18 protein-coding genes and 1 tRNA gene are annotated in these 25,386 nt (G+C 70.5%); 5 read left to right on the plus strand and 14 right to left on the minus strand.

Annotated elements, in window-relative coordinates; translation table 11 throughout:
• Positions 1-8: 8 nt before the first annotated feature.
• From AQJ64_RS39010 to AQJ64_RS39055, 10 genes are all read right to left on the minus strand, one after another.
• Complete coding sequence (locus AQJ64_RS39010; RefSeq protein WP_055631374.1) at positions 9-3,905, minus strand: DNA-directed RNA polymerase subunit beta'; 3,897 nt, start codon at positions 3,903-3,905, stop codon at positions 9-11.
• A 94-nt stretch (positions 3,906-3,999) separates the two neighbouring features.
• Positions 4,000-7,485 (minus strand): DNA-directed RNA polymerase subunit beta, encoded by a 3,486-nt coding sequence (gene rpoB, locus AQJ64_RS39015; protein ID WP_055631375.1) that lies wholly within the window; start codon positions 7,483-7,485, stop codon positions 4,000-4,002.
• 547 nt (positions 7,486-8,032) lie between these two features.
• A complete protein-coding gene (rplL, locus tag AQJ64_RS39020; protein ID WP_099053856.1) occupies positions 8,033-8,416 on the minus strand; it encodes a 50S ribosomal protein L7/L12 in 384 nt (127 codons plus the stop codon).
• 147 nt (positions 8,417-8,563) lie between these two features.
• The gene (gene rplJ / locus AQJ64_RS39025; protein ID WP_055631377.1) at positions 8,564-9,094 is read right to left on the minus strand and encodes a 50S ribosomal protein L10; all 531 of its coding nucleotides are present in this window, start codon (positions 9,092-9,094) and stop codon (positions 8,564-8,566) included.
• A gap of 278 nt (positions 9,095-9,372) precedes the next feature.
• Positions 9,373-10,266, minus strand: coding sequence for an SCO4651 family lipoprotein (locus tag AQJ64_RS39030; protein ID WP_055631378.1), 894 nt, complete (start codon positions 10,264-10,266; stop codon positions 9,373-9,375).
• A gap of 148 nt (positions 10,267-10,414) precedes the next feature.
• Positions 10,415-11,140 (minus strand): 50S ribosomal protein L1, encoded by a 726-nt coding sequence (rplA, locus tag AQJ64_RS39035; RefSeq protein ID WP_055631379.1) that lies wholly within the window; start codon positions 11,138-11,140, stop codon positions 10,415-10,417.
• Positions 11,141-11,222: 82 nt separating this feature from the next.
• Complete coding sequence (rplK, locus tag AQJ64_RS39040; protein WP_055631380.1) at positions 11,223-11,657, minus strand: 50S ribosomal protein L11; 435 nt, start codon at positions 11,655-11,657, stop codon at positions 11,223-11,225.
• Positions 11,658-11,822: 165 nt separating this feature from the next.
• Positions 11,823-12,707, minus strand: a complete 885-nt coding sequence (nusG, locus tag AQJ64_RS39045; protein ID WP_055631381.1) for a transcription termination/antitermination protein NusG — start codon at positions 12,705-12,707, stop codon at positions 11,823-11,825.
• Between the two features lie 80 nt (positions 12,708-12,787).
• Positions 12,788-13,075: a preprotein translocase subunit SecE gene (gene secE, locus AQJ64_RS39050; RefSeq protein WP_055631382.1), complete on the minus strand. Its 288-nt coding sequence runs from the start codon at positions 13,073-13,075 to the stop codon at positions 12,788-12,790.
• 108 nt (positions 13,076-13,183) lie between these two features.
• Positions 13,184-13,256 (minus strand) — tRNA-Trp (locus tag AQJ64_RS39055).
• A gap of 215 nt (positions 13,257-13,471) precedes the next feature.
• On the opposite strand from AQJ64_RS39055, the gene AQJ64_RS39060 reads away from it, so the two are divergent.
• On the plus strand, positions 13,472-14,698 hold the full coding sequence (locus tag AQJ64_RS39060; RefSeq protein ID WP_055631383.1) for a pyridoxal phosphate-dependent aminotransferase: 1,227 nt from the start codon (positions 13,472-13,474) through the stop codon (positions 14,696-14,698).
• Positions 14,699-14,822: 124 nt separating this feature from the next.
• On the plus strand, positions 14,823-15,854 hold the full coding sequence (locus AQJ64_RS39065) for an adenosine deaminase (RefSeq protein WP_055631384.1): 1,032 nt from the start codon (positions 14,823-14,825) through the stop codon (positions 15,852-15,854).
• A gap of 31 nt (positions 15,855-15,885) precedes the next feature.
• Here the strand turns inward: AQJ64_RS39065 and AQJ64_RS39070 are convergent, their stop codons facing one another.
• The 3 genes from AQJ64_RS39070 to AQJ64_RS39080 are packed head-to-tail and all read right to left on the minus strand — an operon-like array spanning position 15,886 to position 18,738.
• Positions 15,886-17,406: a hypothetical protein gene (locus tag AQJ64_RS39070; protein WP_059203406.1), complete on the minus strand. Its 1,521-nt coding sequence runs from the start codon at positions 17,404-17,406 to the stop codon at positions 15,886-15,888.
• Positions 17,381-18,136, minus strand: coding sequence for a hypothetical protein (locus AQJ64_RS39075; RefSeq protein ID WP_055638584.1), 756 nt, complete (start codon positions 18,134-18,136; stop codon positions 17,381-17,383). The genes AQJ64_RS39070 and AQJ64_RS39075 overlap by 26 nt, the downstream gene beginning before the upstream one ends.
• On the minus strand, positions 18,133-18,738 hold the full coding sequence (locus tag AQJ64_RS39080) for a hypothetical protein (protein ID WP_055638583.1): 606 nt from the start codon (positions 18,736-18,738) through the stop codon (positions 18,133-18,135). The genes AQJ64_RS39075 and AQJ64_RS39080 overlap by 4 nt, the downstream gene beginning before the upstream one ends.
• A 331-nt stretch (positions 18,739-19,069) precedes the next feature.
• Here AQJ64_RS39080 and AQJ64_RS39085 point away from each other — a divergent pair, with 331 nt between their 5' ends.
• The gene (locus AQJ64_RS39085) at positions 19,070-19,783 is read left to right on the plus strand and encodes a 4Fe-4S cluster-binding domain-containing protein (RefSeq protein ID WP_055638582.1); all 714 of its coding nucleotides are present in this window, start codon (positions 19,070-19,072) and stop codon (positions 19,781-19,783) included.
• A 125-nt stretch (positions 19,784-19,908) separates the two neighbouring features.
• Here the strand turns inward: AQJ64_RS39085 and AQJ64_RS39090 are convergent, their stop codons facing one another.
• A complete protein-coding gene (locus AQJ64_RS39090) occupies positions 19,909-21,021 on the minus strand; it encodes a macro domain-containing protein (protein ID WP_240512966.1) in 1,113 nt (370 codons plus the stop codon).
• 280 nt (positions 21,022-21,301) lie between these two features.
• Between AQJ64_RS39090 and AQJ64_RS39095 the strand changes: the two genes are divergently transcribed.
• A complete protein-coding gene (locus AQJ64_RS39095) occupies positions 21,302-23,758 on the plus strand; it encodes a protein kinase domain-containing protein (protein WP_059203407.1) in 2,457 nt (818 codons plus the stop codon).
• Positions 23,755-25,383, plus strand: a complete 1,629-nt coding sequence (locus tag AQJ64_RS39100) for a hypothetical protein (RefSeq protein ID WP_059203408.1) — start codon at positions 23,755-23,757, stop codon at positions 25,381-25,383. Before AQJ64_RS39095 ends, AQJ64_RS39100 begins: the two co-directional genes overlap by 4 nt.
• Positions 25,384-25,386: the final 3 nt, after the last annotated feature.

Consider the following 25,386-nt stretch of genomic DNA (forward strand, 5'->3'; position numbering starts at 1 on the left):
CCTCGTTCTTACTGGTTGTACGGACCGTAGTCGTAGTCCTCCAGCGGGACGGCCTGACCGGAGCCGGTGCCGAACGGCGAGTAGTCGATGTCGTCGTAGCCGACGGCCGAGTACATCGCGGCCTTCGCCTCCTCGGTCGGCTCCACCCGGATGTTGCGGTAGCGGGACAGACCCGTACCGGCCGGGATGAGCTTACCGATGATGACGTTCTCCTTGAGGCCGATGAGGCTGTCGGACTTGGCGTTGATCGCCGCGTCCGTCAGGACTCGGGTCGTCTCCTGGAAGGAGGCGGCCGACAGCCAGGATTCCGTCGCCAGCGAGGCCTTGGTGATACCCATCAGCTGCGGACGACCGGAGGCCGGGTGACCGCCCTCCTGGACCACACGACGGTTCTCGGTCTCGAACTTCGAGCGCTCGACCAGCTCACCGGGCAGCAGCTCGGCGTCGCCGGACTCGATGATCGTCACCCGGCGGAGCATCTGCCGGATGATGATCTCGATGTGCTTGTCGTGGATCGACACACCCTGCGAGTTGTACACCTTCTGGACCTCGCCGACCAGGTGGACCTGGACGGCACGCTGACCCAGGATGCGCAGCACGTCGTGCGGGTTGGTGGCACCCACGGTGAGCTTCTGGCCCACCTCGACGTGCTCGCCCTCGCTGACCATCAGACGGGCACGCTTCGAGATGGGGTAGGCCATCTCGTCGCTGCCGTCGTCCGGCGTGATGACGATCTTCTTGGTCTTCTCGGTCTCCTCGATCCGCACGCGGCCCTGGGCCTCGGAGATCGGGGCGACACCCTTCGGGGTACGGGCCTCGAAGAGCTCGACGACACGCGGCAGACCCTGGGTGATGTCGTCACCGGCCACACCACCGGTGTGGAAGGTACGCATCGTCAGCTGGGTACCGGGCTCACCGATGGACTGGGCGGCGATGATGCCGACTGCCTCACCGATGTCGACCAGCTTGCCGGTGGCCAGCGAGCGGCCGTAGCACATGGCGCAGGTGCCGACGGCGGACTCGCAGGTCAGGACCGAGCGGGTCTTGACCGTCTCCACGCCGTGCCGGACCAGCTCGTCGATGAGCACGTCGCCGAGGTCGGTACCGGCCGGGGCCAGCACCTTGCCGTCGACCACGATGTCCTCGGCGAGGCAGCGGGCGTACACGGACGTCTCGACGTTGCCCGTCTTGCGCAGGACACCGTCCTCGCGCTCGGCGATCGCCAGCTTGAGGCCGCGCTCGGTGCCGCAGTCCTCCTCGCGGATGATGACGTCCTGCGAGACGTCCACCAGACGACGGGTGAGGTAACCCGAGTCGGCGGTACGCAGGGCGGTGTCCGCCAGACCCTTACGGGCACCGTGCGTGGAGATGAAGTACTCCAGCACGGACAGGCCCTCACGGAACGAGGCCTTGATCGGACGCGGGATGGTCTCGTTCTTCGCGTTCGACACCAGACCACGCATACCGGCGATCTGCCGCATCTGCATCATGTTTCCTCGGGCACCCGAGTCAACCATCATGAAGATGGGGTTCGTCTTGGGGAAGTTCTCGTTCATCGCCTCGGCGACCTCGTTGGTCGCCTTGGTCCAGATCGCGATGAGCTCCTGAGTGCGCTCTTCCTTGGTGATCAGACCGCGCTCGTACTGCTTCTGGACCTTCTCGTCCTGCGCCTCGTACCCGCGGACGATCTCCTTCTTCGCCTCGGGAACGACGACGTCGGAGATGGCCACGGTGACACCGGAACGGGTCGCCCAGTAGAAGCCGGACGCCTTCAGGTTGTCGAGCGTCGCCGCCACGATGACCTTGGGGTAGCGCTCGGCCAGGTCGTTGACGATCTCGGAGAGCTGCTTCTTGCCCACCGAGTAGTCGACGAACGGGTAGTCCTCGGGCAGCAGCTCGTTGAAGAGCGCACGGCCCAGGGTGGTACGCAGCCGGAAGGTGTCACCGGTCTGGTACTCCGGCTCGCCCTCCTCGACGGCCGGCGGGGTCCAGCCGCGCGGCGGGATGGTGCCCACCGGGAAGCGGATGTCGATCGCCGACTGCAGCGCCAGCTCACCGGCGTCGAACGCCATGATCGCCTCGGCCGTGGAGCCGAAGGAACGGCCCTCGCCCTTGGTGTCGCGCAGCTCGCCGTCGGTGGTGAGGAAGAACAGACCGAGGACCATGTCCTGGGTCGGCATCGTCACCGGACGGCCGTCGGCGGGCTTGAGGATGTTGTTCGAGGACAGCATCAGGATGCGGGCCTCGGCCTGCGCCTCCGCGGACAGCGGCAGGTGCACGGCCATCTGGTCACCGTCGAAGTCCGCGTTGAAGGCGGTGCAGACGAGCGGGTGGATCTGGATGGCCTTGCCCTCGACCAGCTGCGGCTCGAAGGCCTGGATGCCGAGGCGGTGCAGGGTGGGCGCACGGTTCAGCAGCACCGGGTGCTCGGCGATGACCTCTTCGAGGACGTCGTACACCACGGTGCGGCCGCGCTCGACCATCCGCTTGGCGCTCTTGATGTTCTGCGCGTGGTTCAGGTCGACCAGGCGCTTCATCACGAACGGCTTGAACAGCTCCAGCGCCATCGCCTTCGGCAGACCGCACTGGTGCAGCTTCAGCTGCGGACCGACGACGATCACGGAACGCGCCGAGTAGTCGACACGCTTGCCGAGCAGGTTCTGACGGAAACGGCCCTGCTTGCCCTTCAGCATGTCGCTGAGGGACTTCAGCGGGCGGTTGCCGGGGCCCGTCACCGGGCGGCCGCGACGACCGTTGTCGAAGAGGGCGTCAACAGCCTCCTGAAGCATGCGCTTCTCGTTGTTGACGATGATCTCGGGCGCGCCGAGGTCGAGGAGCCTCTTCAGACGGTTGTTGCGGTTGATCACACGGCGGTACAGGTCGTTCAGGTCGGAGGTCGCGAAGCGGCCACCGTCCAGCTGCACCATCGGACGCAGGTCCGGCGGGATGACCGGCACGCAGTCCAGCACCATGCCCTTGGGGCTGTTGCTGGTCTGCAGGAACGCGGAGACGACCTTCAGGCGCTTGAGCGCACGGGTCTTCTTCTGGCCCTTGCCGGTCCGGATGATCTCGCGGAGCTTCTCGGCCTCCTCGTCGAGGTCGAAGGACTCCAGGCGCTTCTGGAGCGCCGCGGCACCCATCGAACCGTCGAAGTACGTGCCGAAGCGGTCCCGCAGCTCGCGGTAGAGCAGCTCGTCGCCCTCGAGGTCCTGGACCTTGAGGTTCTTGAAACGGGTCCACACCTCGTCGAGACGGTCGATCTCGCGCTGCGAACGGTCGCGCAGCTGCTTCATCTCACGCTCGGCGCCTTCGCGCACCTTGCGGCGCACGTCGGCCTTGGCGCCCTCGGCCTCCAGCTCGGCCAGGTCGGTCTCGAGCTTCTTGGCGCGGGCCTCCAGGTCGGCGTCCCGGCGGTTCTCCACCTGCTGGCGCTCCACGGAGACATGCGCCTCCAGGGAGGGCAGGTCGCGGGTACGACGCTCCTCGTCGACGTACGTGATCATGTACGCCGCGAAGTAGATGACCTTCTCGAGGTCCTTGGGAGCCAGGTCGAGCAGGTAGCCCAGCCGGCTCGGGACACCCTTGAAGTACCAGATGTGCGTGACGGGCGCGGCCAGCTCGATGTGGCCCATCCGCTCACGGCGCACCTTGGCGCGGGTCACCTCGACGCCGCAGCGCTCACAGATGATGCCCTTGAAGCGGACGCGCTTGTACTTGCCGCAGTAGCACTCCCAGTCCCGGGTCGGACCGAAGATCTTCTCGCAGAAGAGTCCGTCCTTCTCGGGCTTGAGGGTGCGGTAGTTGATGGTCTCGGGCTTCTTGACCTCGCCGTGGCTCCACTGACGGATGTCGTCAGCGGTGGCCAGACCGATCCGGAGCTCGTCGAAGAAGTTGACGTCGAGCACTATGCGTCAATCCCTCTCAGGGTTGTAAGTCTTGGGGTCTGAAACGGGGGTCCCGGGGCCGGAGGCCTTCTGGATGAAGGCCTCCGGACTCCCGTCAGACCTCTTCGACGCTGCTCGGCTCGCGCCGGGACAGGTCGATGCCGAGCTCCTCCGCAGCGCGGAAGACGTCCTCGTCGGTGTCACGCATCTCGATGGACATACCGTCGCTGGACAGCACCTCCACGTTCAGGCAGAGCGACTGCATCTCCTTGATGAGCACCTTGAAGGACTCGGGGATGCCGGGCTCGGGGATGTTCTCGCCCTTGACGATGGCCTCGTAGACCTTCACGCGGCCGGTGACGTCGTCGGACTTGATGGTCAGCAGTTCCTGGAGCGCGTACGCGGCGCCGTAGGCCTCGAGGGCCCACACCTCCATCTCACCGAAGCGCTGGCCACCGAACTGCGCCTTACCACCCAGCGGCTGCTGGGTGATCATCGAGTACGGGCCGGTCGAGCGGGCGTGCAGCTTGTCGTCGACCAGGTGGTGCAGCTTCAGGATGTACATGTACCCGACCGAGATCGGGTCCGGGAACGGCTCACCGCTACGGCCGTCGAACAGCCGCGCCTTGCCGGACGGGAGCACCATGCGCTCGCCGTCGCGGTTGGGGATGGTGTGCTGGAGCAGACCCGCCAGCTCGTCCTCACGGGCGCCGTCGAAGACCGGGGTCGCGACGTTGGTGCCCGGGGCGACCTGGTCGGCACCGATCACCTGGAGGCGCTGCGCCCACTCGTCGGCGAGACCGGAGACGTCCCAGCCGCGGCTGGCGAGCCAGCCGAGGTGGATCTCCAGGACCTGTCCCGGGTTCATTCGGGACGGCACACCGAGCGGGTTGAGGATGATGTCGACCGGGGTCCCGTCCTCGAGGAACGGCATGTCCTCGATGGGCAGGATCTTGGAGATGACACCCTTGTTGCCGTGGCGGCCGGCGAGCTTGTCACCGTCGGTGATCTTGCGCTTCTGCGCCACGTACACGCGCACCAGCTGGTTCACACCGGGGGGAAGCTCGTCGCCCTCCTCGCGGTCGAAGACGCGGACGCCGATGACCTTGCCGATCTCGCCGTGCGGGACCTTCAGCGAGGTGTCACGGACCTCACGGGCCTTCTCGCCGAAGATCGCGCGCAGCAGGCGCTCCTCGGGCGTCAGCTCGGTCTCACCCTTCGGGGTGACCTTGCCGACGAGGATGTCACCGGCGACGACCTCGGCACCGATACGGATGATGCCGCGCTCGTCGAGGTCGGCGAGGACCTCCTCGGAGACGTTCGGGATGTCCCGGGTGATCTCCTCGGGGCCCAGCTTGGTGTCACGGGCGTCGACCTCGTGCTCCTCGATGTGGATCGAGGAGAGGACGTCGTCCTGCACGAGGCGCTGCGACAGGATGATCGCGTCCTCGTAGTTGTGACCCTCCCACGGCATGAACGCGACCAGCAGGTTCTTGCCGAGGGCCATCTCGCCGTTCTCGGTGGCCGGACCGTCGGCGAGGACCTGGCCCTCGATGATCCGGTCGCCCTCGTTGACGATGACCTTCTGGTTGACCGAGGTGCCCTGGTTGGAGCGGGCGAACTTGGCCAGCCGGTAGGTGATGTACGTGCCGTCGTCGTTGGCGGTGGTGATGTAGTCCGCGGAGACCTCCTGGACCACACCCGCCTTCTCGGCCTTGACCACGTCGCCGGCGTCGACGGCGGAGCGGTACTCCATGCCGGTGCCGACGAGCGGGGACTCGCTCTTGATGAGCGGCACGGCCTGGCGCATCATGTTCGCGCCCATGAGGGCACGGTTGGCGTCGTCGTGCTCGAGGAACGGGATCATGGCGGTCGCGACCGACACCATCTGGCGCGGCGAGACGTCCATGTAGTCCACGTCGTCACCGGGGACGTAGTCGACCTCGCCGCCACGGCGGCGGACCAGGACGCGGTTCTCGGTGAAGCGCAGGTCGTCGTCGAGCGTGGCGTTGGCCTGCGCGATGACGAAGCGGTCCTCCTCGTCGGCGGTCAGGTAGTCGACCTCGTCGGTGACGACACCGTCGACGACCTTGCGGTACGGCGTCTCCACGAAACCGAACGCGTTGACGCGACCGTAGGAGGCGAGCGAGCCGATCAGACCGATGTTCGGGCCTTCGGGCGTCTCGATCGGGCACATACGGCCGTAGTGCGAGGGGTGCACGTCACGGACCTCGAAGCCGGCCCGCTCACGGGAGAGACCACCCGGGCCAAGCGCCGACAGACGGCGCTTGTGGGTGAGACCCGACAGCGGGTTGTTCTGGTCCATGAACTGCGACAGCTGGCTGGTGCCGAAGAACTCCTTGATGGAGGCGACGACCGGCCGGATGTTGATCAGGGTCTGCGGCGTGATCGCCTCGACGTCCTGGGTCGTCATCCGCTCGCGCACGACGCGCTCCATACGCGCCAGACCCGTACGGACCTGGTTCTGGATGAGCTCGCCGACGCTGCGCAGACGACGGTTGCCGAAGTGGTCGATGTCGTCGGTCTCGACGACGATCGTCTGACCGCTGTCACCGACCGTCTCGGTCTCGCCGGCGTGCAGCTTGACCAGGTACTTGATCGTCGCGATGACGTCCTCGACGGTCAGGACACCGGCGTCCAGCGGCGCGTCCGCGGCCAGCTTCTTGTTGACCTTGTAGCGGCCGACCTTGGCGAGGTCGTAGCGCTTGGGGTTGAAGTAGAGGTTCTCGAGCAGCGTCTGCGCGGCCTCACGCGTCGGGGGCTCGCCCGGACGGAGCTTGCGGTAGATGTCGAGCAGCGCGTCGTCCTGGCCCTGGGTGTGGTCCTTCTCCAGGGTGGCGCGCATGGACTCGTACTCGCCGAACTCCTCGAGGATCTGCTCGGTCGTCCAGCCGAGCGCCTTCAGGAGGACGGTCACGGACTGCTTGCGCTTGCGGTCGATGCGGACACCGACCATGTCGCGCTTGTCGATCTCCATCTCCAGCCAGGCGCCCCGGGACGGGATGATCTTGGCGGAGAAGATGTCCTTGTCGGACGTCTTGTCGATCGAGGAGTCGAAGTAGACGCCCGGCGAACGGACCAGCTGCGACACCACGACACGCTCGGTGCCGTTGATGACGAAGGTGCCCTTGTGCGTCATGAGCGGGAAGTCGCCCATGAAGACCGTCTGGGACTTGATCTCGCCGGTCTCGTTGTTGGTGAACTCGGCCGTCACGAAGAGCGGGGCCGCGTAGGTGAAGTCGCGGTCCTTGCACTCGTCGATGCTGTTCTTCGGCGGCTCGAAACGGTGGTCGCGGAAGGTCAGCGACATCGACCCGGAGAAGTCCTCGATCGGGGAGATCTCCTCGAAGATCTCCTCGAGGCCGGACTTGGTGGGGACGTCCTGACCGTTGTCCAGAGCCTCCTCGACCCGACTCTGCCAGGCGGTGTTGCCGAGCAGCCAGTCGAAGCTCTCGGTCTGCAGCGCGAGCAGGTTCGGAACCTCGAGAGGCTCCTTGATCTTTGCAAAAGAGATGCGCAGCGGGGCGGTGCTGGCGGCGTTGTTCGTATTCGCGGTCGAGGCGTTGCGCGAGGCGGCCAAGAGGGGGTCCTTCCGAGGGCTCGGACTCACTACGCGCGTACCGGCCCCTCTCGTGCACACGGAGACAGAGAATCCCAGGTCAGGGATGATCGTGTCGTCGATGTCAAGGGAGGGCAGACCCCTGGTGACGGACAGGGGACAGCTAACAGGCAGCGCAAAGGGTCAGTGTAGCCAGTCGGCACACTGATGTCCAGTCCCGTTTTTCAGAGACCCTTGCTGTCCTCAACGCCTGCGCCACATGCCTGCCTTCAACGCGTTGATACTGCCCTCTTCGCCGTCGATCCATGCCTCGGATTCGGATCCTTGTGACGACGCGTCCTGAGAATTGCGCGCTGCGTGCGGTTCGTCAAGGCCCCCCTGCGTAAACCCGGGGCCGCGGGAGACACGACGAAGATCACCATACCCCCCGCCGTCACGGGTGCAAGGCAACCGTGGCCGACCTCCGGGAACGCCGAAGAGCGACCACCCGGATGGATGATCGCTCTTCGGCGCTTACGCGTTACAGGCTCGCTGAGCCGGGTTCCGGACCTGGTGGGCCCGGAGGGTGTTACTTGACCTCGACGGAGGCGCCGGCGCCCTTGAGGGCCTCGGCGGCCTTCTCCGCGGCGTCCTTGGCGACCTTCTCGAGAACGGGCTTCGGGGCGCCGTCCACGAGGTCCTTGGCCTCCTTCAGACCCAGCGAGGTCAGCTCACGCACGACCTTGATGACCTGGATCTTCTTGTCGCCGGCGCCGGTCAGGACGACGTCGAACTCGTCCTTCTCCTCCTCGGCCTCGACCGGGGCGCCGGGGACGGCGGGACCGGCAACGGCGACCGCGGCGGCGGCGGTGACGTCGAACTTCTCCTCGAACGCCTTCACGAACTCGGAGAGCTGGATGAGGGTCATGCCCTCGAACTCGGCGAGCAGTTCGTCCTGGGTGAGAGCCATGATGGCTTTCCTTCCACTAATTTCGGCTGGTGCCGGATGTACATGTCTGGCGGGCGTGCGCCTTGCGGCGTTACTGCGTAGACGTTCGGCCCGCTACGACCCCTGCCTCAGGCGGACTGCCTGGAGGCGGCGGTCATTACGCGAGCCGAATTACTCGGCACCGCCCTGCTCGGCCTGCTTGGCACGAAGCGCGTCCACGGTGCGGACGAGCTTCGACGGGAGCGCCTGGAACAGCTGAGCAGCCTGCGTCTGCTTGCCCTTCATGGCGCCCGCCAGCTTGGCGAGCAGAACCTCGCGGGACTCAAGGTCCGCAAGCTTCTTGATCTCGTCGGCGGACAGCGCCTTGCCGTCAAGGACACCGCCCTTGATGACGAGGTTCGGGTTGTCCTTGGCGAAGTCACGAAGACCCTTCGCCGACTCCACCGGGTCACCGGTGACGAAGGCGACCGCCGTCGGACCGTTGAACAGGTCGTCGAGCGTCGTGATCCCGGCCTCGTTGGCCGCAATCTTGGTCAGCGTGTTCTTCACCACGGCGTACTGGGCGTTCTCACCGAGCGAGCGGCGCAGCGTCTTGAGCTGCGCCACGGTGAGACCCCGGTACTCGGTCAGCACGGCGGCGTTCGAGCTACGGAACTGCTCCGTGAGCTCGGCCACCGCGGCAGCCTTGTCGGGCCTTGCCATAAAGCGTCGGCCTCCTTCCGGGTGATGAGGACCGCTCGGAAGGGGCTGGGACAGACGAAACGCCCCGGCGCAGGCGCACGGGGCGTAGCTCGACCGAACGAGAACCGTCCAAGGACGGGATCCGGGCCGGGAGCACTTCCACAGTCACCTGCGCGGGTCGTCCGCATATCAAGCGGATCCTTCGGCCACCGCACCCTCTCTCAAGGACGCAGCAACGACCAGCGGTCTTTGGCTTCGTTAGGAGAGTACGGGAGACGCACGGCGTCAAGCAAATCCGCTCAGCCGCCCGACTGCTGCTTCACCAGCTCGGTGAAGTCGGCCGTGTCGCTCGCCGGGGGTTCCTCCACCGCGACCTCGGTGCCGTAGTCGCTGTAGTAGGCGGTCTGGCTGTACGCGCCCGCCGTGGTCTCGCCCTTCTCCACCTTCTTGACCAGCAGGTCCTGGTCGTCGACCCAGATGTCGACGGTCTCGGTGGTGACGCCGGCCTGCTCCAGCGTCTTCTTCAGGTCGTCGAGCTGGCTCCGGCTGAGGCTGGAGTTCTTCTCGGCGAGGTCGGCCACGTCGACCGTCCCCGAGTAGTGCGTGGTCCGCTGTCCGCGCACCTTCTCCTCGCCGACCTTGCGGACGTCCCCGGAGGCCAGCAGGAGCTTCACCGACTGGTTCGGGGTGGTGTTCTGCATCTGGTCCTTCAGGTACGCCCCACCGCTGCCCGCGAGGGTCTCCAGGTCGTCGTAGGCGTACTTGATCCAGTGCTTGCCGCCGGACTGCTCGGCGAAGGTGTCGCCCATCCGGGCGTAGTAGGCGTCGGGGAGGTAGCGGGCCTCCATCGAGTCGCTGCCCATCTGGCGCATGGTGTCGGCCATGGTGCCGCCGGTGTACGTGATGGTGAGCCTGCCGGTGAGGCCGTCGCCCCAGGCGAGGGAGCCGTCGGCCGTCATGGACATCACCGAGCCCATGGTCGTGGTCGACTCGACCTTGGCGGAGTCGGCGCCGTCGGTGGACTTCTCGGCGGTCCGCAGCGCGGCGACGGGGTCGAAGCGCGCGCCCTCCGAGCCGCCGGAGGAACCGGACGAGCTCCCGGAGCCCCCCGAGGCCCCGCATGCCGTCACCCCGGCCAGCAGGCCCATCGCCGCGATGGACAGCCCCGCCGTCCGCACAGATGTGCGCTTCATCCGCCCCACCCCCATGAGAGTCCCGTGACTGCACGGTAACGCACAGCACTGACAGCCGTACGAAAAAAACCTCTACGCCCCAAAGGGACGAGCCCCGCACCTCGAAAGGTTGCGGGGCTCGTCGCCGACCGAAAAGGAACCGTCAGGTTCAGACCGCGGCCGGGTCCTCCTCGACGAGGAGGTTGCGGGTGCGGTTGGGGTCGACCTGGATGCCGGGGCCGATCGTGGTGCTGATCGCGGCCTTCTTGATGTAGCGACCCTTCGCGGCGGACGGCTTGAGACGGGTGATCTCCTCGAGCGCCGCGGCGTAGTTCTCCACCAGCTTGTCGTCGTCGAAGGACGTCTTGCCGATGATGAAGTGCAGGTTCGAGTGCTTGTCGACGCGGAACTCGATCTTGCCGCCCTTGATCTCGGTGACGGCCTTGGCCACGTCGGGGGTGACGGTGCCGGTCTTCGGGTTCGGCATCAGGCCACGGGGACCGAGCACGCGGCCGAGGCGGCCGACCTTGCCCATGAGGTCCGGGGTGGCGACGACGGCGTCGAAGTCCAGACGGCCCTTCGCGACCTCGTCGATCAGTTCGTCGGAGCCGACGATGTCGGCGCCCGCGGCCTCCGCGGCCGCAGCACGGTCACCGGTCGCGAAGACCAGGACCCGGGCGGTCTTGCCGGTGCCGTGCGGCAGGTTCACGGTGCCACGGACCATCTGGTCGGCCTTGCGCGGGTCGACACCCAGACGGAAGGCGACCTCGACGGTGCCGTCGAACTTGGAGGTGGAGGTCTCCTTGGCGAGACGGACGGCCTCGAGCGGGGCGTAGAGCTTCTCCCGGTCGACCTTGGCGTCCGCAGCGCGGAGAGACTTGCTGCGCTTGCTCACTACTGCTCCTGATGTGTCTGAGGAGTCGTGGTACGGGCCGAGCAGGCCCTGCCACTACTGCTGAAGTACGGGGTGGTGAAGGTCAGCCCTCGACCGTGATGCCCATGGAACGGGCGGTGCCGGCGATGATCTTCGCCGCGGCGTCCAGGTCGTTGGCGTTCAGGTCGGGGAGCTTGGTCGTGGCGATCTCGCGGACCTGCGCCTCGGTGATCTTGGCGACCTTGGTCTTGTGCGGCTCGCCCGAGCCCTTCTCCACACCGGCGGCCTTGAGGATCATCTTCGCGGCCGGCGGGGTCTTGGTCACGAAGGTGAAGGAACGGTCCTCGTAGACCGTGATCTCCACCGGGATGACCCAGCCACGCTGCGACTCGGTCGCCGCGTTGTAGGCCTTGCAGAACTCCATGATGTTGACGCCGTGCTGACCGAGCGCGGGGCCGACCGGCGGGGCCGGGTTCGCCGCACCGGCGTTGATCTGGAGCTTGATGAGCCCCGTGACCTTCTTCTTCTTGGGAGGCATTACTCTCCAGGTCCTTTCATTCGGGTCCATGCCCGCGCCAGGGAACCAACCGAACGCAGGCATACCGCACAACGATAACGGGTAGAGATGCGCGGCCAAAAACCGAGCAGGTCAGGCAGGCTGTGACAGCCCGCCTGACCTGGTCGGAAAGCTTTCCGGAAGAAGCTAGTTCTTCTGGATCTGGTCGAACGACAGCTCGACCGGGGTCTCACGTCCGAAGATCTCCACCAGACCCTTGACCTTCTTCGAGTCGGCGTTGATCTCGTTGATCGTGGCCTGCAGCGTGGCGAACGGACCGTCGGTGACGGTGACCGAGTCGCCCACCTCGAAGTCCAGCACCTGGACCTCGACCTTGCGCTGCGGAGCCGGCTTGCCCTCGGCCTCGGCGGCCTCGCGGGCGGCCTTCTCCTCGGCCTCCGGGGCGAGCATCTTGACGATCTCGTCCAGGGTCAGCGGGTACGGGTCGTAGGCGTTGCCCACGAAGCCGGTGACACCGGGGGTGTTGCGGACGACGCCCCAGGACTCGTTCGTCAGGTCCATGCGCACCAGGACGTAACCCGGGAGCTTGTTCTGGCGGATCGTCTTGCGGTCGCCGTTCTTGATCTGGACGACCTCTTCCTGCGGCACCTCGGCCTGGAAGATGTAGTCCTCGACGTTCAGCGAGACGGCGCGCTGCTCCAGGTTGGTCTTCACGCGGTTCTCGTAGCCGGCGTAGGTGTGGATCACGTACCACTCACCGGGGAGGGTGCGCAGTTCCTCACGCAGGGCGACGACGGGGTCGACGGGCTCGGCCGGCTCTTCTTCCTCGGCCTCGAGCTCGTCCTCGGCGTCCTCCGACTCCTCGGAGGCGTCCTCGTCCGCGTCCTCGTCCTCGGCGTCCTCGTCCTCGGCGTCCTCGTCCTCGACGTGGAGCGCGGCTTCCTCCGCGGGCTCGCCCGCCTCGGCGTCGGCAGCCTCGAACTCGTCCACCTCGTCCGCGCCCTCGACGATGTCGAGCTCGTCGTCGACCTCGTCGGGCTCGATGGCGTCGTTCAGGTTCTGGTCAGACACGGTGGCTGCTTCTTCCTGGATACATAGGGGTGGAACATGCGAAAGGGGCGCCGGATACCTCGGCGCCCTTCGCTCTCGGCTCAGCCAAAAACGTACTTGGCGGCGTGGCTGAGTCCATAGTCAATCACGGTCACCAGGCCGATCATGACGACGACGAACACGATCACCACGGTCGTGTAGGTCGTCAGCTGTCCGCGAGTGGGCCAGACGACCTTGCGGAGTTCCGCGACGATCTGGCGGTAGAAGAGAGCGAGGCGCTTCAGCGGGCCCTTCTTGGCGCGCTTTCCGCCCTTCCGCCCCTTCTTCTTGGCCTCAGGCAGCTCGTCCTGGGCATCAGGCGTGTCGATGGAGCCCACGGCATCCGCCATTCGTCCTCACCTGTTCCCGGGTCGTGGCCGTGCCGCGCCCGGTCTGAGCCGCACGGCGGTGCATTACTGTACGTACATGCGCACACATCCTGGCGAAGGTGTGTGTAGCAGGGCCGGAGGGACTTGAACCCCCAACCGCTGGTTTTGGAGACCAGTGCTCTACCAATTGAGCTACGACCCTTTGTGTGTCCCCAACGTACCGCATCCGACCGGGTGCTCGGTGTGCACCCGCTGAGGCACGGCTGTTGAAGGCCAACGACGGATGAGTGTACGTGGTCCTGAGCGTGCCGTCGAACGGAAAGTGCTCTTGGACGAAATCAGTCTGGTGTTCAGCCAGTTGCCCAGTGGGTGAAACCCGTGTGCCGGGCCGGTTACCGGTCTGAAACCATGGGCCGTATGAGCGCTGCAACCCCTCCCACCGAGCGCCGGGTCTCCGCCCGAGTCGGCGCGATCTCCGAGTCCGCCACCCTCGCCGTGGACGCCAAGGCCAAGGCCCTGAAGGCCGCCGGGCGTCCGGTGATCGGCTTCGGCGCCGGTGAACCCGACTTCCCGACGCCGGACTACATCGTCGAGGCGGCCGTAGAGGCCTGCAAGGACCCCAAGTACCACCGCTACACGCCGGCCGGCGGTCTGCCCGAGCTGAAGGCCGCGATCGCCGCGAAGACCCTGCGCGACTCCGGCTACGAGGTCGAGGCCTCGCAGATCCTGGTCACCAACGGCGGCAAGCAGGCGATCTACAACGCGTTCGCCGCGATCCTCGACCCGGGTGACGAGGTCATCGTCCCGGCGCCGTACTGGACGACGTACCCGGAGTCGATCCGTCTCGCCGGCGGTGTCCCGGTGGAGGTGGTGGCCGACGAGACCACCGGCTACCGGGTCTCGGTCGAGCAGCTGGAGGCGGCGCGCACCGAGAAGACCAAGGTCGTGCTGTTCGTCTCCCCGTCCAACCCGACCGGCGCGGTCTACAGCGCCGCCGAGGCCGAGGCGATCGGCCGCTGGGCCGTCGAGCACGGCCTGTGGGTGCTGACGGACGAGATCTACGAGCACCTGGTCTACGGCGACGCCGTCTTCACCTCGCTGCCGGCGATCCTGCCCGAGCTGCGCGACAAGTGCGTGGTCGTGAACGGGGTGGCCAAGACGTACGCGATGACCGGCTGGCGCGTCGGGTGGATCATCGGCCCGAAGGACGTCGTCAAGGCGGCGACGAACCTCCAGTCGCACGCCACCTCGAACGTCTCCAACGTGGCCCAGGTCGCCGCGATCGCCGCCGTCTCCGGCGACCTGTCGGCGGTGGAGAGGATGAAGGAGGCCTTCGACCGGCGCCGCAAGACCATCGTGCGGATGCTCAACGAGATCGACGGCGTGCTCTGCCCGGAGCCCGAGGGCGCGTTCTACGCGTACCCGTCGGTGAAGGCGCTGCTCGGCAAGGAGATCCGCGGCAGGCGCCCGCAGAGCAGCACCGAACTGGCGGAGATCATCCTGGACGAGGCCGAGGTCGCCGTCGTCCCGGGTGAGGCCTTCGGCACGCCGGGCTATCTGCGGCTGTCGTACGCGCTGGGCGACGAGGACCTCGTCGAGGGCGTGAGCCGCATCCAGAAGCTGCTGGCGGAGGCCCGGGACTGACGTCCGGCTCCCCCGACGGGGGCGCCTCCCGGACGCGGGAGGTGCCCCCGTCGTTTTGTGCGAGCAAGACCACGTTCGGGGAATCGGCTACCGGGACGACACGGCCGTACGGCAGGATCGGTGGATGGAGCGTGTACGTGATGTCTCTGAGCTGCCCAAGGCCCATCTGCACCTGCACTTCACCGGTTCGATGCGGCCCGCGACCGTGCTGGAGCTGGCCGACAAGTACGGGGTGCGGCTGCCCGAGGCGCTGACCGAGGCCCTGACCAGCGGGGAGCCGCCGAGACTGCGGGCCACGGACGAGCGGGGCTGGTTCCGTTTCCAGCGGCTGTACGACGCGGCCCGGTCCTGTCTGCGCCGGCCCGAGGACATACAGCGGCTGGTGCGGGAGGCGGCGGAAGAAGACATCAGGGACGGCTCCGGGTGGCTGGAGATCCAGGTCGACCCGACCTCGTACGCGCCCCGGCTGGGCGGGCTGATCCCGGCGCTGGAGATCATCCTGGACGCGGTGGAGTCGGCCTCGCGGGAGACCGGGCTCGGGATGCGGGTGCTGGTCGCGGCGAACCGGATGAAGCATCCGCTGGACGCCCGGACGCTGGCCCGGCTGGCGGTGCGCTACGCGGACCGGGGTGTGGTCGGTTTCGGGCTGTCGAACGACGAGCGGCGGGGCATGGCCCGCGACTTCGACCGGGCCTTCACCATCGCGCGCGACGGCGGTCTGCTGTCCGCGCCGCACGGCGGCGAGCTGACCGGTCCGTCGTCGGTACGGGACTGTCTGGACGATCTGCACGCCACCCGGCTGGGGCACGGCGTCCGCGCGGCGGAGGACCCCAGGCTGCTGAGGCGGCTCGCGGAGCGGGGCGTGACCTGCGAGGTGTGCCCGGCGTCGAACGTGGCGCTGGGGGTGTACGAGAAGCCCGAGGACGTACCGCTGCGCACGCTGTTCGAGGCGGGGGTGCCGATGGCGCTGGGCGCCGACGACCCGCTGCTGTTCGGCGCGCGGCTGGCCGCGCAGTACGAGATCGCCCGGCGCCACCACGGCTTCACCGACGAGGAGCTGGCGGAACTGGCCCGGCAGTCGGTGCGGGGGTCGGCGGCCCCGGAGGGCGTGAAGGCGAAGCTGCTGTCGGGGGTGGACGACTGGCTGGCCTCCTGAGCGCGGGTGCGCCCAGGAGGCCGGCCGGGGCTCAGCGCCGGACCGGGAGTTCCGGCAGGAGCGGGTAGCGGGTCGACAGGCGCATCGCGCCCTCGGTGACCGCGGGGTCGCGGGAGGCCGCCTGGACGCCGTCGAGGTAGGCGTGGGCCGCGGCCTCGAAGACGTTGTCCACGGCGGTGAGTTCGGCGGCGAGGGCCCGGGCGCGTTCGGTGCGCCGCTCCTCCAGGGTGCCCTGTTCGCGCTGGGCCGCCGCGACCGCCGCCTCGGCCCGCGCCAGTTCCTGCTCGGCCTTCGCCAGCCGGTCGCCGTGCAGCCGGTAGGCGGCGATGAAGGGGTGCTCCTCGGACACCGCGAGCAGGAAGGCGATGCCGCCGGAGAGCAGCAGCAGGGCGATGAAGGTGACGCTGACGGTGTGCTCGTCCAGGTGGAGCTGGTCGAGCAGGGTGGGCGCGGGCGGCAGGTCGACGCCGAGCTGCCGGGCGGTCTCCGCCAGGGCGGAGGTGTCGGTGTCCCGGAAGACGATCCGGGCGCGCAGGTCGCCCAGGTACCAGGCGGCCCAGCCCCACAGGGTGAGCAGCGCGGCCGCGACCGGCAGGACCAGCCACAGGGCGGCGGTGGCGCCCCGGCGGCGCCACTGGCGGCCGGCCTGGAAGGGGCCGAGGGTCATGGCGACGCCGACGGCGGCGGTCAGCAGGAACGCGCTGGCCCGGCCCTCCGGTGTGCCGTCGTGGATCGCCAGGAACACGCCGAGGTACACGGGGAGTTCGACGAGGATCAGCAGCAGGGTCAGGAACCGCCGGGGCCAGCGGGCCATGGCCGAGGTCTCGGTCAGCCCCTCCCAGGGCGCCCCGGCCGCGGGCGCGGGCCGGGCGGCCGGGTTCCCCACGGGGTCGCCGTCCCGTTCGTCGGGTGCGTACAGGCCGGCGTCCTCGCCCTGGGCGGCCGGGTACGCGGGGGCGGGGGACCCGGGGCCGTCCGTGCCGGGCTCGGGGTGGGGGTCCGGGTCCGGTCCGTCCGGGCGGCGGCGGCCCTCGGAGCGGGCCACGATCCAGGGCAGCAGCCGGTCGCGGCGGTCCTCACGGGCGGCCATCCGGGTCGCCGTGCGGTCCAGCCGGGCGGCGGCCGCGTGCCGGCGGCGGGTCTCCTCCTCCTGGCTGTCGCGGGCCCGGCGAGCCTCGGCGACCCGGGCGGCGGTGTCGGCGTACAGCTCGGCGGAGGCGCGCAGCTCGCGTTCCTCGCGTTCGTGGTGCTCGGCGAGCACCCGGCCCCGGGTGTGGTCGCGCATGCCCTGGAGCCGGCCGAAGTAGGGCAGCCGACGGCCGGAGCCGAGGACGTACGGGTCGAGGGTGCCGCCGGCGGCGGCGCGGCGGCCGGCGTTCTCGGCCTGGTCCAGCAGGCGCCGGCCCTCGCGGGTCTCGGACAGCGGGACCCGGCCGCGGGGCGCTCCGGGGGCGGTGCGGCCGAGGCCGGGGGCCCGGCCCTCGGAGCGGCGGAAGGGGAAGGGGATCTTGAGCCGGCGCGGCTCGTCAGGCGCCGTATCCGTCGTCGACATCGACCTTCACCTCCTTCTCCAGCAGCTGCTTCCAGAACGCGCCGAGCTGTTCGACGTGTTCGGGGCTGGTCTTGCCGCCGCGCATGGCGAAGCCGACCCGGTACACGGTGGTGTCGGGCAGGTCGGGCAGGTTGCGGCCGTCGACCATGGCGGCGACGGCGGTGTCCCGTTCCGCCGGGGTCGCCAGCTGGTACTTGGAGAGCTTGAAGCCGGGGTCGGCCTGCTCGAAGTCGCTGATCACGAGGATCTGGAAGGTGCCGTCGCCGTCGCGGGGCACCTTGGCCGCCCGGGTGAGTCCGCCGAGGACGTCGGAGCCGGGCTGGCGGTCGCGGGCGCACTCCAGCATCTTCTCGGCGCCGGCCTCGGCCAGGACGCGGGTCTGCGTCCACAGGGGCTCGCGTTCGGAGCGCTTGTCGGAGTCGGGGTCGATGTCGATGCGCGGCACCTGGCAGGAGGAGGCCTCGGAGGCGGAGGTGATGGGCGCGTAGGAGAGGTACTTGCACCCGTGGTCGTCGAGGAAGCGGGGCAGGGTCGCCTTCAGCTTCTCCTTCGCCCGGAAGCCGTCGTCGCTGTCGGCCCCGGATCCGGAGCCGTCCACGACGACCGCGCAGTCGGCCTTGAGCCGTTTCGGCCCGTCCAGCGGGCCGCAGGCCGTCAGCAGCAGCGCGGCCGCGCCCAGTACGGCGGCGGCCCGTGCCGGACGGATCACCCCGTCGGTGGTCGTTCTCATCGGTTCCCCCGCTCTCCTCGACCGGCCCCGGCGGCGGCCGGCCTGGTCCTCTGCTCCAGAATCCGCAGCGCCCTGCTCACCACGACGGCGTCGAGCAGCCAGTCGGGCGGGCCCGTCCACGGCTCGTCGAGGGCCGCGGTGCCGGGGTTCCCGGCGGGCGGCAGCTCCTCCACACGGGCGGCGCGCGCGTACGCGGCCTCGTAGTGGGCCAGTTCCTGGTCGGCGCAGGCGGCGAGGGCCCGGCCGCGCTGCTGGCAGGCCGTCACCTCGGTGCGCCACTGCGCCACCCAGCCGCCGTAGCGGGCCAGCGCCGCGGGTACGTCCTCGCGGCGCCGGCCGTCCTCGCGCGGGGCGTCGTACTCCGTCACGACCCGCTCGGACTCCTCGTGCACCCGGCCGACGACTTCCGCGCGTTCCTTCAGGAACCGGGCCATCAGGTCGTCCAGTGCCATCCGCGTCCCGCGTTCCAGCTGCCGGGCGTAATGCTCGGTGCCTATGCCGGCCCTGCCGTCCCGCCGCCCGCGGCGGGTGGCCCGCCAGCGGGTGCGCGTGGTGAGGCGGGCGCGGCCGTAGTCCGCCGGGACGGACTTCACCTCGCTCATTGCATCCCCCTCGTCCGATTCCCCGGTTCACCCACGGGGATTCGCGCGCAGCCTAGGGGATAAACGAAGGCGCGCGGGAGCGATTTACGACACCGGATTTACCCGCATCCGGAAATCAGCCGGAGATCGACCGGCGAACGACCGGGGCACCGGCTTTGTTACCGGAGGGTTGCTGGAAAACTTCCGAAAACCGGGGCCGTTCCGGTACTGCTCGGAATATGCTCCGTTCCGCTCGGGCGGGGGTGTGCCCGGAGTCGGAGAAAAGATCTTCGAATGCGGGCGCGGAGTTTTTGGCATACGGCTTCAGGCATATGCCGTAGCGGGGGGACTTATGGCTGAGGAGATCGCGGTACGGGTCGCCGACGGGTACTTCCCGGTGGAGACGCTCGGTCCGGGCCGCCGGCTGGCCCTGTGGTTCCAGGGCTGTGCGCTGGCCTGTCCGGGCTGTATGTCCCGGCACACCTGGGATCCGGCGGGCGGCCGGGGCGCCACCGTCGGTGAGCTGCTGCGCCTGTGGGAGGCGGCCCTGGAGCGGGGGGCCGAGGGGCTGACCGTGAGCGGTGGGGAGCCGCTCGCCCAGCCCCTCGCGCTGGCCGCGCTGCTGCGGGGCGCCGGCCGGCTGCGCGAGCGCGCGGGAGGCACCGCCGACCTGCTCGTCTACACAGGTCACGAGCCGGGCGAGGTGCCGGGGGAGGTGTGGCGGGCGCTGGCGGGCGCGGACGCGGTCGTGACGGGCCGGTTCCGGGTCGCCGAGCCGACCGACCTGGTCTGGCGCGGCTCCGCCAACCAGCGGCTCGTCCCGCGCACCCCCCTCGGCACCCGCCGCTACGGCCCCCATCTGGCCCGGACCTACCCGCCGGGGCCACGGGTGAGCCTGCGGGCGGACGGCACAGGGACGGGGACAGGGACGGGGACAGAGACGGGGACAGGGACGGGGACGGGCACGCGCGTGTACGGCGTCCCGGCACGCGGCGAACTGCGGCGGCTGGAGCGGGGCCTGGCCGCGCGCGGGCTGCGGCTGACGGACCCGAGCTGGCGGCCGTGAGACCGCGCCGCCCGGGGTCTGCGCCGAAGTGCGCCGCGCGCGCCCCCTTTCAAGCCTCACGTACCCCCATATGCGTCGCATGCGCCCCCGCCGGCGCCCCTCGAACCGGGGCGTCCGACCTCTTCTTAACGGCCTTCCGCTTTCTCCGCGGCCTCCACCCCGAACAGGCGGGCCGCGTCCGGGTAACGCGTCACGACGTGCACGGACCAGTCGGGGTCGGCGCTGAGGGCGTCCTCGATGGCCCAGCGCAGCCATTCCGCGCTGGTCCCGCGCTCCAGACCGCCCCGGCCCGCGCCCAGCAGCGGGAAGCAGATCGAGCGCAGCGCGAGCCCGCCCTCCGTCCGCTCCTGGCGGGCCCGCGCGAAACAGCCGGCGACGGCGGTGGCGATGTGCTGCGGATCGACGCGGTAGGACAGCCCGTCCGGCACCGCCACGGCCGCGTGGTAGACACGCCGCACCCCCCGCTCGGCGAGGGCGCCCGAACCGGTCGGCACCACCGTGCCCGGCCGCAACGGCAGCACCCCCGGCCGGGCCCGTACCCAGGCGGCCAGCTCGTCCGCGAGGACGTCGGCGACCGGCCCGTCCGCCGCGCAGCCCACGACGGCCGACCGGCGCAGCGCCCCGGAGACGGTCGGCCGGAACGACTTCGACATCTCGAGATGGACGTTCTCGGAGGAGACCAGGACGTCGATGTCCCGCAGCAGTTCGATGGGCGCGAGATGCACGGTGACCGGCCTGGACCCGGCCCGGCCGGGCAGCCCGGTGCGCGGTACGACGATGCGAGGAGCGGCGGAGGGGGCGGCCCCGGCACCCGGCGGGGCCGGCCGCGGCGGGCGCCCGCCGGGCTCACGGGCCTCGGCGAGCACGGCCCCGGCGAGCTGCTCGACGACCTGACGCTCCTGGCTGTGCCGGAACCGCTCGCTGGTCACCCCGTAGACGAGGGCCGCCGCCCGGCGCCGGTCCGCGGCCGGGTCGCCGCGGCGGCCGGGCAGCAGACCGAAGGTGCACTGGGCGGCGCGGCCTATCAGATCGTCGGTGCCGAGCCGCTCGGCGGCCGCGCGCAGGATGCGTTCCGCTCCGTCGGCCAGGTCCTGCGGGCCCCGGGCGTACCCGGCGTGCAGGGTGGCCGCGCGCAGCGCCTCGGGCACCAGCGCCTGGAGTGCGGGCAGTCCCCCGCGGCGCAGCTGCCGCAACTCCCGCACCAGGTCGGCACGGTCGGGCAGACCATCAGGGTTCATGGCGGTCAACATATCCGCGCGGCCCTCGCGACCGCCCCGTCTTCCGGCAGTCCGTTCCGGATCGCTGCATCCGCCCGGTACCGTCGGTGGATTTCCCCGTTTCCCGGTGCCCGCCACCCGGACCTCGCTACTCTTCCCGCCCGGGTGTCGTCCTGCGCCGGGTACCGGTCCCCGGGTCCCGCAATTCGGTGCGCGGCACGGCGGAGCCGTATCCCGTGCCCCTCCGGATTCCTTTTCCGGCACACCATTCCGCACACGTTTCCGCGCGCAGGTGAATTCCATGACGTTTCCTGTCGGTGACGACGACCTGGTCCCGCCCACACTCTTCGAACCCCCGGACGGCGGCGGCGTCCCCGCGCCCGACCCCCGGGGCAACCCGATCGAACTGCCGCCCTGTCTGGCCGGCCGGTTCCAGCCGCGCGAGCAGCTGCCGCGGCGCGGGGAGCAGACCGTGCACCGGGCCGCCGAGGAGGGACGCTCGGCGGAGCTGCGGGCGGCCGTGTTCCGGGTCCTCTGCCAGGACGGCGGCGGCGAACGGATCGTCAAGTGGTACCACCCGGACGCCGCACCCGACCCCGAGGTGACCGCGGTGCTGTCCCGGGGGCCGCTGCACGAGGGACTGTCGTACGTCCTGGAGGCGGGCGCCGACCGGGGGGCGCCCTTCCATGTGCTGCCCTCGCACGGCACCACGGATCTCGCGACCCGGCTGCGCGACCACCCGGGCCCGCTGCCCGCGGCGGACATCGAGCGGATCGTGGCGCGGCTGCACGGGGCGCTGGCCGCGCTGCACACGGCGGGCGTGGTGCACCGGGACCTCAAGCCGTCCAACCTGGTCGTCGGCGACCTGAAGGACCCGGCCGGCAGCGTGGTCCTGATCGACTTCGGCATCTCCGCCGCCGGGCCCTTCCCGTGCCAGGCGCGCCGCGGCTGGGCCGGCACCCCCGGGTACGCGTCGCCGCAGGCGCAGCTCATGACGGCGATGGTGCGGCCGGCGGACGACTGGTGGTCGCTCGGGATCGTCGTGGCCGAGGCCGCGCTCGGCCGGCATCCCGTCCCGCACCACGAGACGGCGTCGGTGATGGACGCCGTCCACCGCGGTGACATCGACCTCGGAGGGATCCGCGACCCCCGTGTCCGGCTGCTCTGCGAAGGGCTGCTGACCTGGGACGACAAAGGGCGCTGGGGTGCGGATGAGGTGCGGCGGTGGCTCCGCCGCGAATCCCCCCGCGTGGTCCGCGAGGGGCCCCGGCCCCGGCCGGGCGGGCGGCCGGACGCCGCCCCCGAGACACCCCGCTTCGAGCACGCGGGCCTCTCGTTCGGCACGACCGCCGAACTGGGCGAGGTGTTCGACGCGGACTGGCCCGCCATGATCCGCCGGCTGTCCAGGAGCAAGGGGCGGGAGCAACTGGCCGACTGGCTCGCCCACTTCCGTCCGCACCAGGACACGGGCCGGGCCGAGGCGCTCGACGACCTGCTGGGCCGGCTGCGGGGCTCGCGGCGCGGCCCGGACACGGCGACCCTGATCGACCTGATCGGCTGGATGGCGCCCCATCAGGAGCCCGGCTGCCGCGGCATCCCGCTGGGCATGGGCGACCTGACGGCCTTCGCCCGGCGCGCCGCCGCCGGCGACCGGAGCTGCGTGTCCGTCATGACCGAGCTGTACGCGCACGACCAGCACCTGCTGCGACGGCTGGCCCTGCGCCGCGGCGGCGAGGAACTGACGCATGTCGCCGACCGCTGGCAGGCCCACCACCGGCAGTGGGCGCGGGCCACCGCCCGGCTGTCGGAGATACCCGAACTGCGCGAGAACCGGGACGACCTGCGCGCCGCGACCGCCGACGGCCCGGTCCTCGCCGCCGAGCTGCTCCAGCTGGCCGCCGACCCCCGCGCGGTGACCCTGGCGCTGCGTTCCGGCCTGCGGACCGCCCTGGACGCCCTGCCCGCGCGGGTGCCCTGGTTCACCCGGCTGGCGGAGGAGGCCGCAGAACCCGTACCGCTGCTGCTGGCCCTGCGGCTGCGGCCCCTCGCCGAGGCACAGGCGCTTCAGACCCGGCGGGCCCAGGAGGAGCGCCGGCAGCTGGTGGCCATCGGGCGGCGCGCGGAGCACACCCGGCTGGTGCGGCGCCGGCTGGAGCTGCCGGTGGTGCTGGGCCGGGCCGCGGGCGGGGCGCTGCTGCTGTTCTTCCCGCACGCCTTCCTGGTGGGCCTGGCCGACGTGTACGGCTGGGCGCCGCAGTCCACCGTGCTGATCGCCTGGCTGCTGAGCGTGCCCTCACTGGCGGCGCTCCTGGTCGTCGAGTGCTGGACCGCCTGGTACGTCGGCCCCTGGTACCACCCCCGGTTCTCGGTGATGGGCCTGCTGACCCGCCGGGCGCTGCCGCTGACCCGCCGGATCGGACGGCGGGGCTGGAGGCGCTACCTGTGGGCGGGCGTGGGCGCCGCCGCGCTGGTGGGCACGGTCGCCGGGACGTTCTTCCTCGCGGTGTGGATCTGGCCGGCCGGCACCGTCCTGGCGCTGCTGGTCTCGGCCGTCCTGCGGGCCCGGGCCTGGCGCCACTACCAGGCGGACGCCCGCAGCGGCGGCCCGCTCACTCCCGCGGCCGGCCCGCGCGGCGCCGTGCCGGGAGCCCGCAGGCCCGCCGAACCCGCCTCCTCCACCCCGGCCCCTTCCCCGGCCCCCTTCCCTTCCCCTTCCCCGTCCCCGTCCCCTGGTTCCCGTGCTGGAGGCTTGGCGTGAGCAGCGCGTACGCCGGTACCGATCTGTACACCGTGATGCCGGACGTCTCGGCGTCCGGCATCGACCCGACGATGGCCCAGCCCGACCTCGGCCTGCATCTGCCGGACACCGGCGTCTCCGACCTCGCGCACACCGCGACCGGCCATGTCGACGTCGTCGGGCACGCCGTCGACCACGCCGTGGACGAGGCGGCCCAGCAGCTGCACGACATGATCGTGCCCGCGCTGATCGGCCTCGCCGACCTCAGCGGGGCGCTGCTCGTCACCCGGCTGGCACTGCGCGGCACCATGGCGCTGGCCGCGTTCAACAACAAGGTCGCCGTGGACCAGGAGGCCATGGCGAGGCGCCAGATGTCGCTGGAGGACGGCAGCGAGTGCTGGCGCCGCGCGGCCGAGGCGGCGGCCGGGATCAACGCCCGGATCACCGTGCTGGGCCTGGCCCCCGCCGGCCCCGGCGATCCGCCGCTGCCCCCGCCCGTGCAGCCCGTCGGCGTCCCGCTCGACGTGCTGTGGAAGCGGCTGGCCGCGACCGAGCGGGCGCTGCGCCGGGTGGAGGCCCAGCGCGCCGCCCGCGCCACCGCCCGGCTGCCCTTCCAGCACCGCGAGGATCCGGAGCACGCCGACTGGTACGACCGGCTGCGCGCCAAGCGCCACCGCGCCCTGAAGGCGTACGCGGAGGGCGGGGACCTGTCCGCGCGACCGGCGGCCGAGCCCCGTACCGGCGACCACACCGCGCTCACCGAGGAGGACGTCCTGCGCGAGGGCGCCGAACTGCTCGCCGGGCTGCCGCTGGCGTTCACCTCGGAGGGCCGGGAACTGATCGACGACTGCCTGCTGGAGGCCCGGCGGGCGGTCGGACGCCGGCCCACGGCGGTACGGCGCTACCTCGACGAGGCCGCGCTCATCGCCCGCAAGGAGTCCGAGCGGGCCGCGCGCGCCGAGACCGCCCGCCGGGACGCGGCGCTGCGGCTTCAGGTGCTGCGGGCCGCCGCGCCCGAGGGCGTCGACCCGCTGCCGGAGGCACCCGCCGCCACCGACGTCCTGGAGCGGGTGCTGCGCAGCGGGGTCCCGGCGTCGAAGGAGGACGAGCGGACCGTCCAGCAGGCCCTCGCGGCCCGCTCCGCCGCCCTGCACCGGGCCTATCTGGTGGCGGCGCTGCGCCGGGCGAGCGAGCAGTGGGGGGACGGTTCGGTGCACGCCCGGGCCGACGCCGAGCACTGGGACTTCGCACCGGCCGCCTGGGGCGGCCACTACTGGCTGCGGGTCCGGCTCACCGCGACCGGCCAGGCCCGGGTCCTCACCATGCGCAGAGCGCTCACCGCCCAGGAGGCGGCCGACCCGCACACGGTCGCCCGCTGGCAGGCCATGGACGCCGGACGCTGCGCCGAGAGCGCCGCCTACGTCGACGAGCTCGGTCTGCTCAGCGAGGAGGAGGGCGTGCGGGCGGAGTTCACCTGGACCGAGAGCCAGGTCCTCACCGGCGAACCCGCGCCGGGCCTCACGGACGCGTTCCGCGACGGGAGCGCCGCGCAGGCGTCCCGGGGCGCCGCCTCCACCCGGTCCCGCCCGGCCCGCCGGCCCCAGCGGCAGCAGCCCCGGCAGCGCCGCCGCGACGACCACCGCTGACCC

Source organism: Streptomyces griseoruber, assembly GCF_001514205.1.
Classification (GTDB): domain Bacteria; phylum Actinomycetota; class Actinomycetes; order Streptomycetales; family Streptomycetaceae; genus Streptomyces; species Streptomyces griseoruber.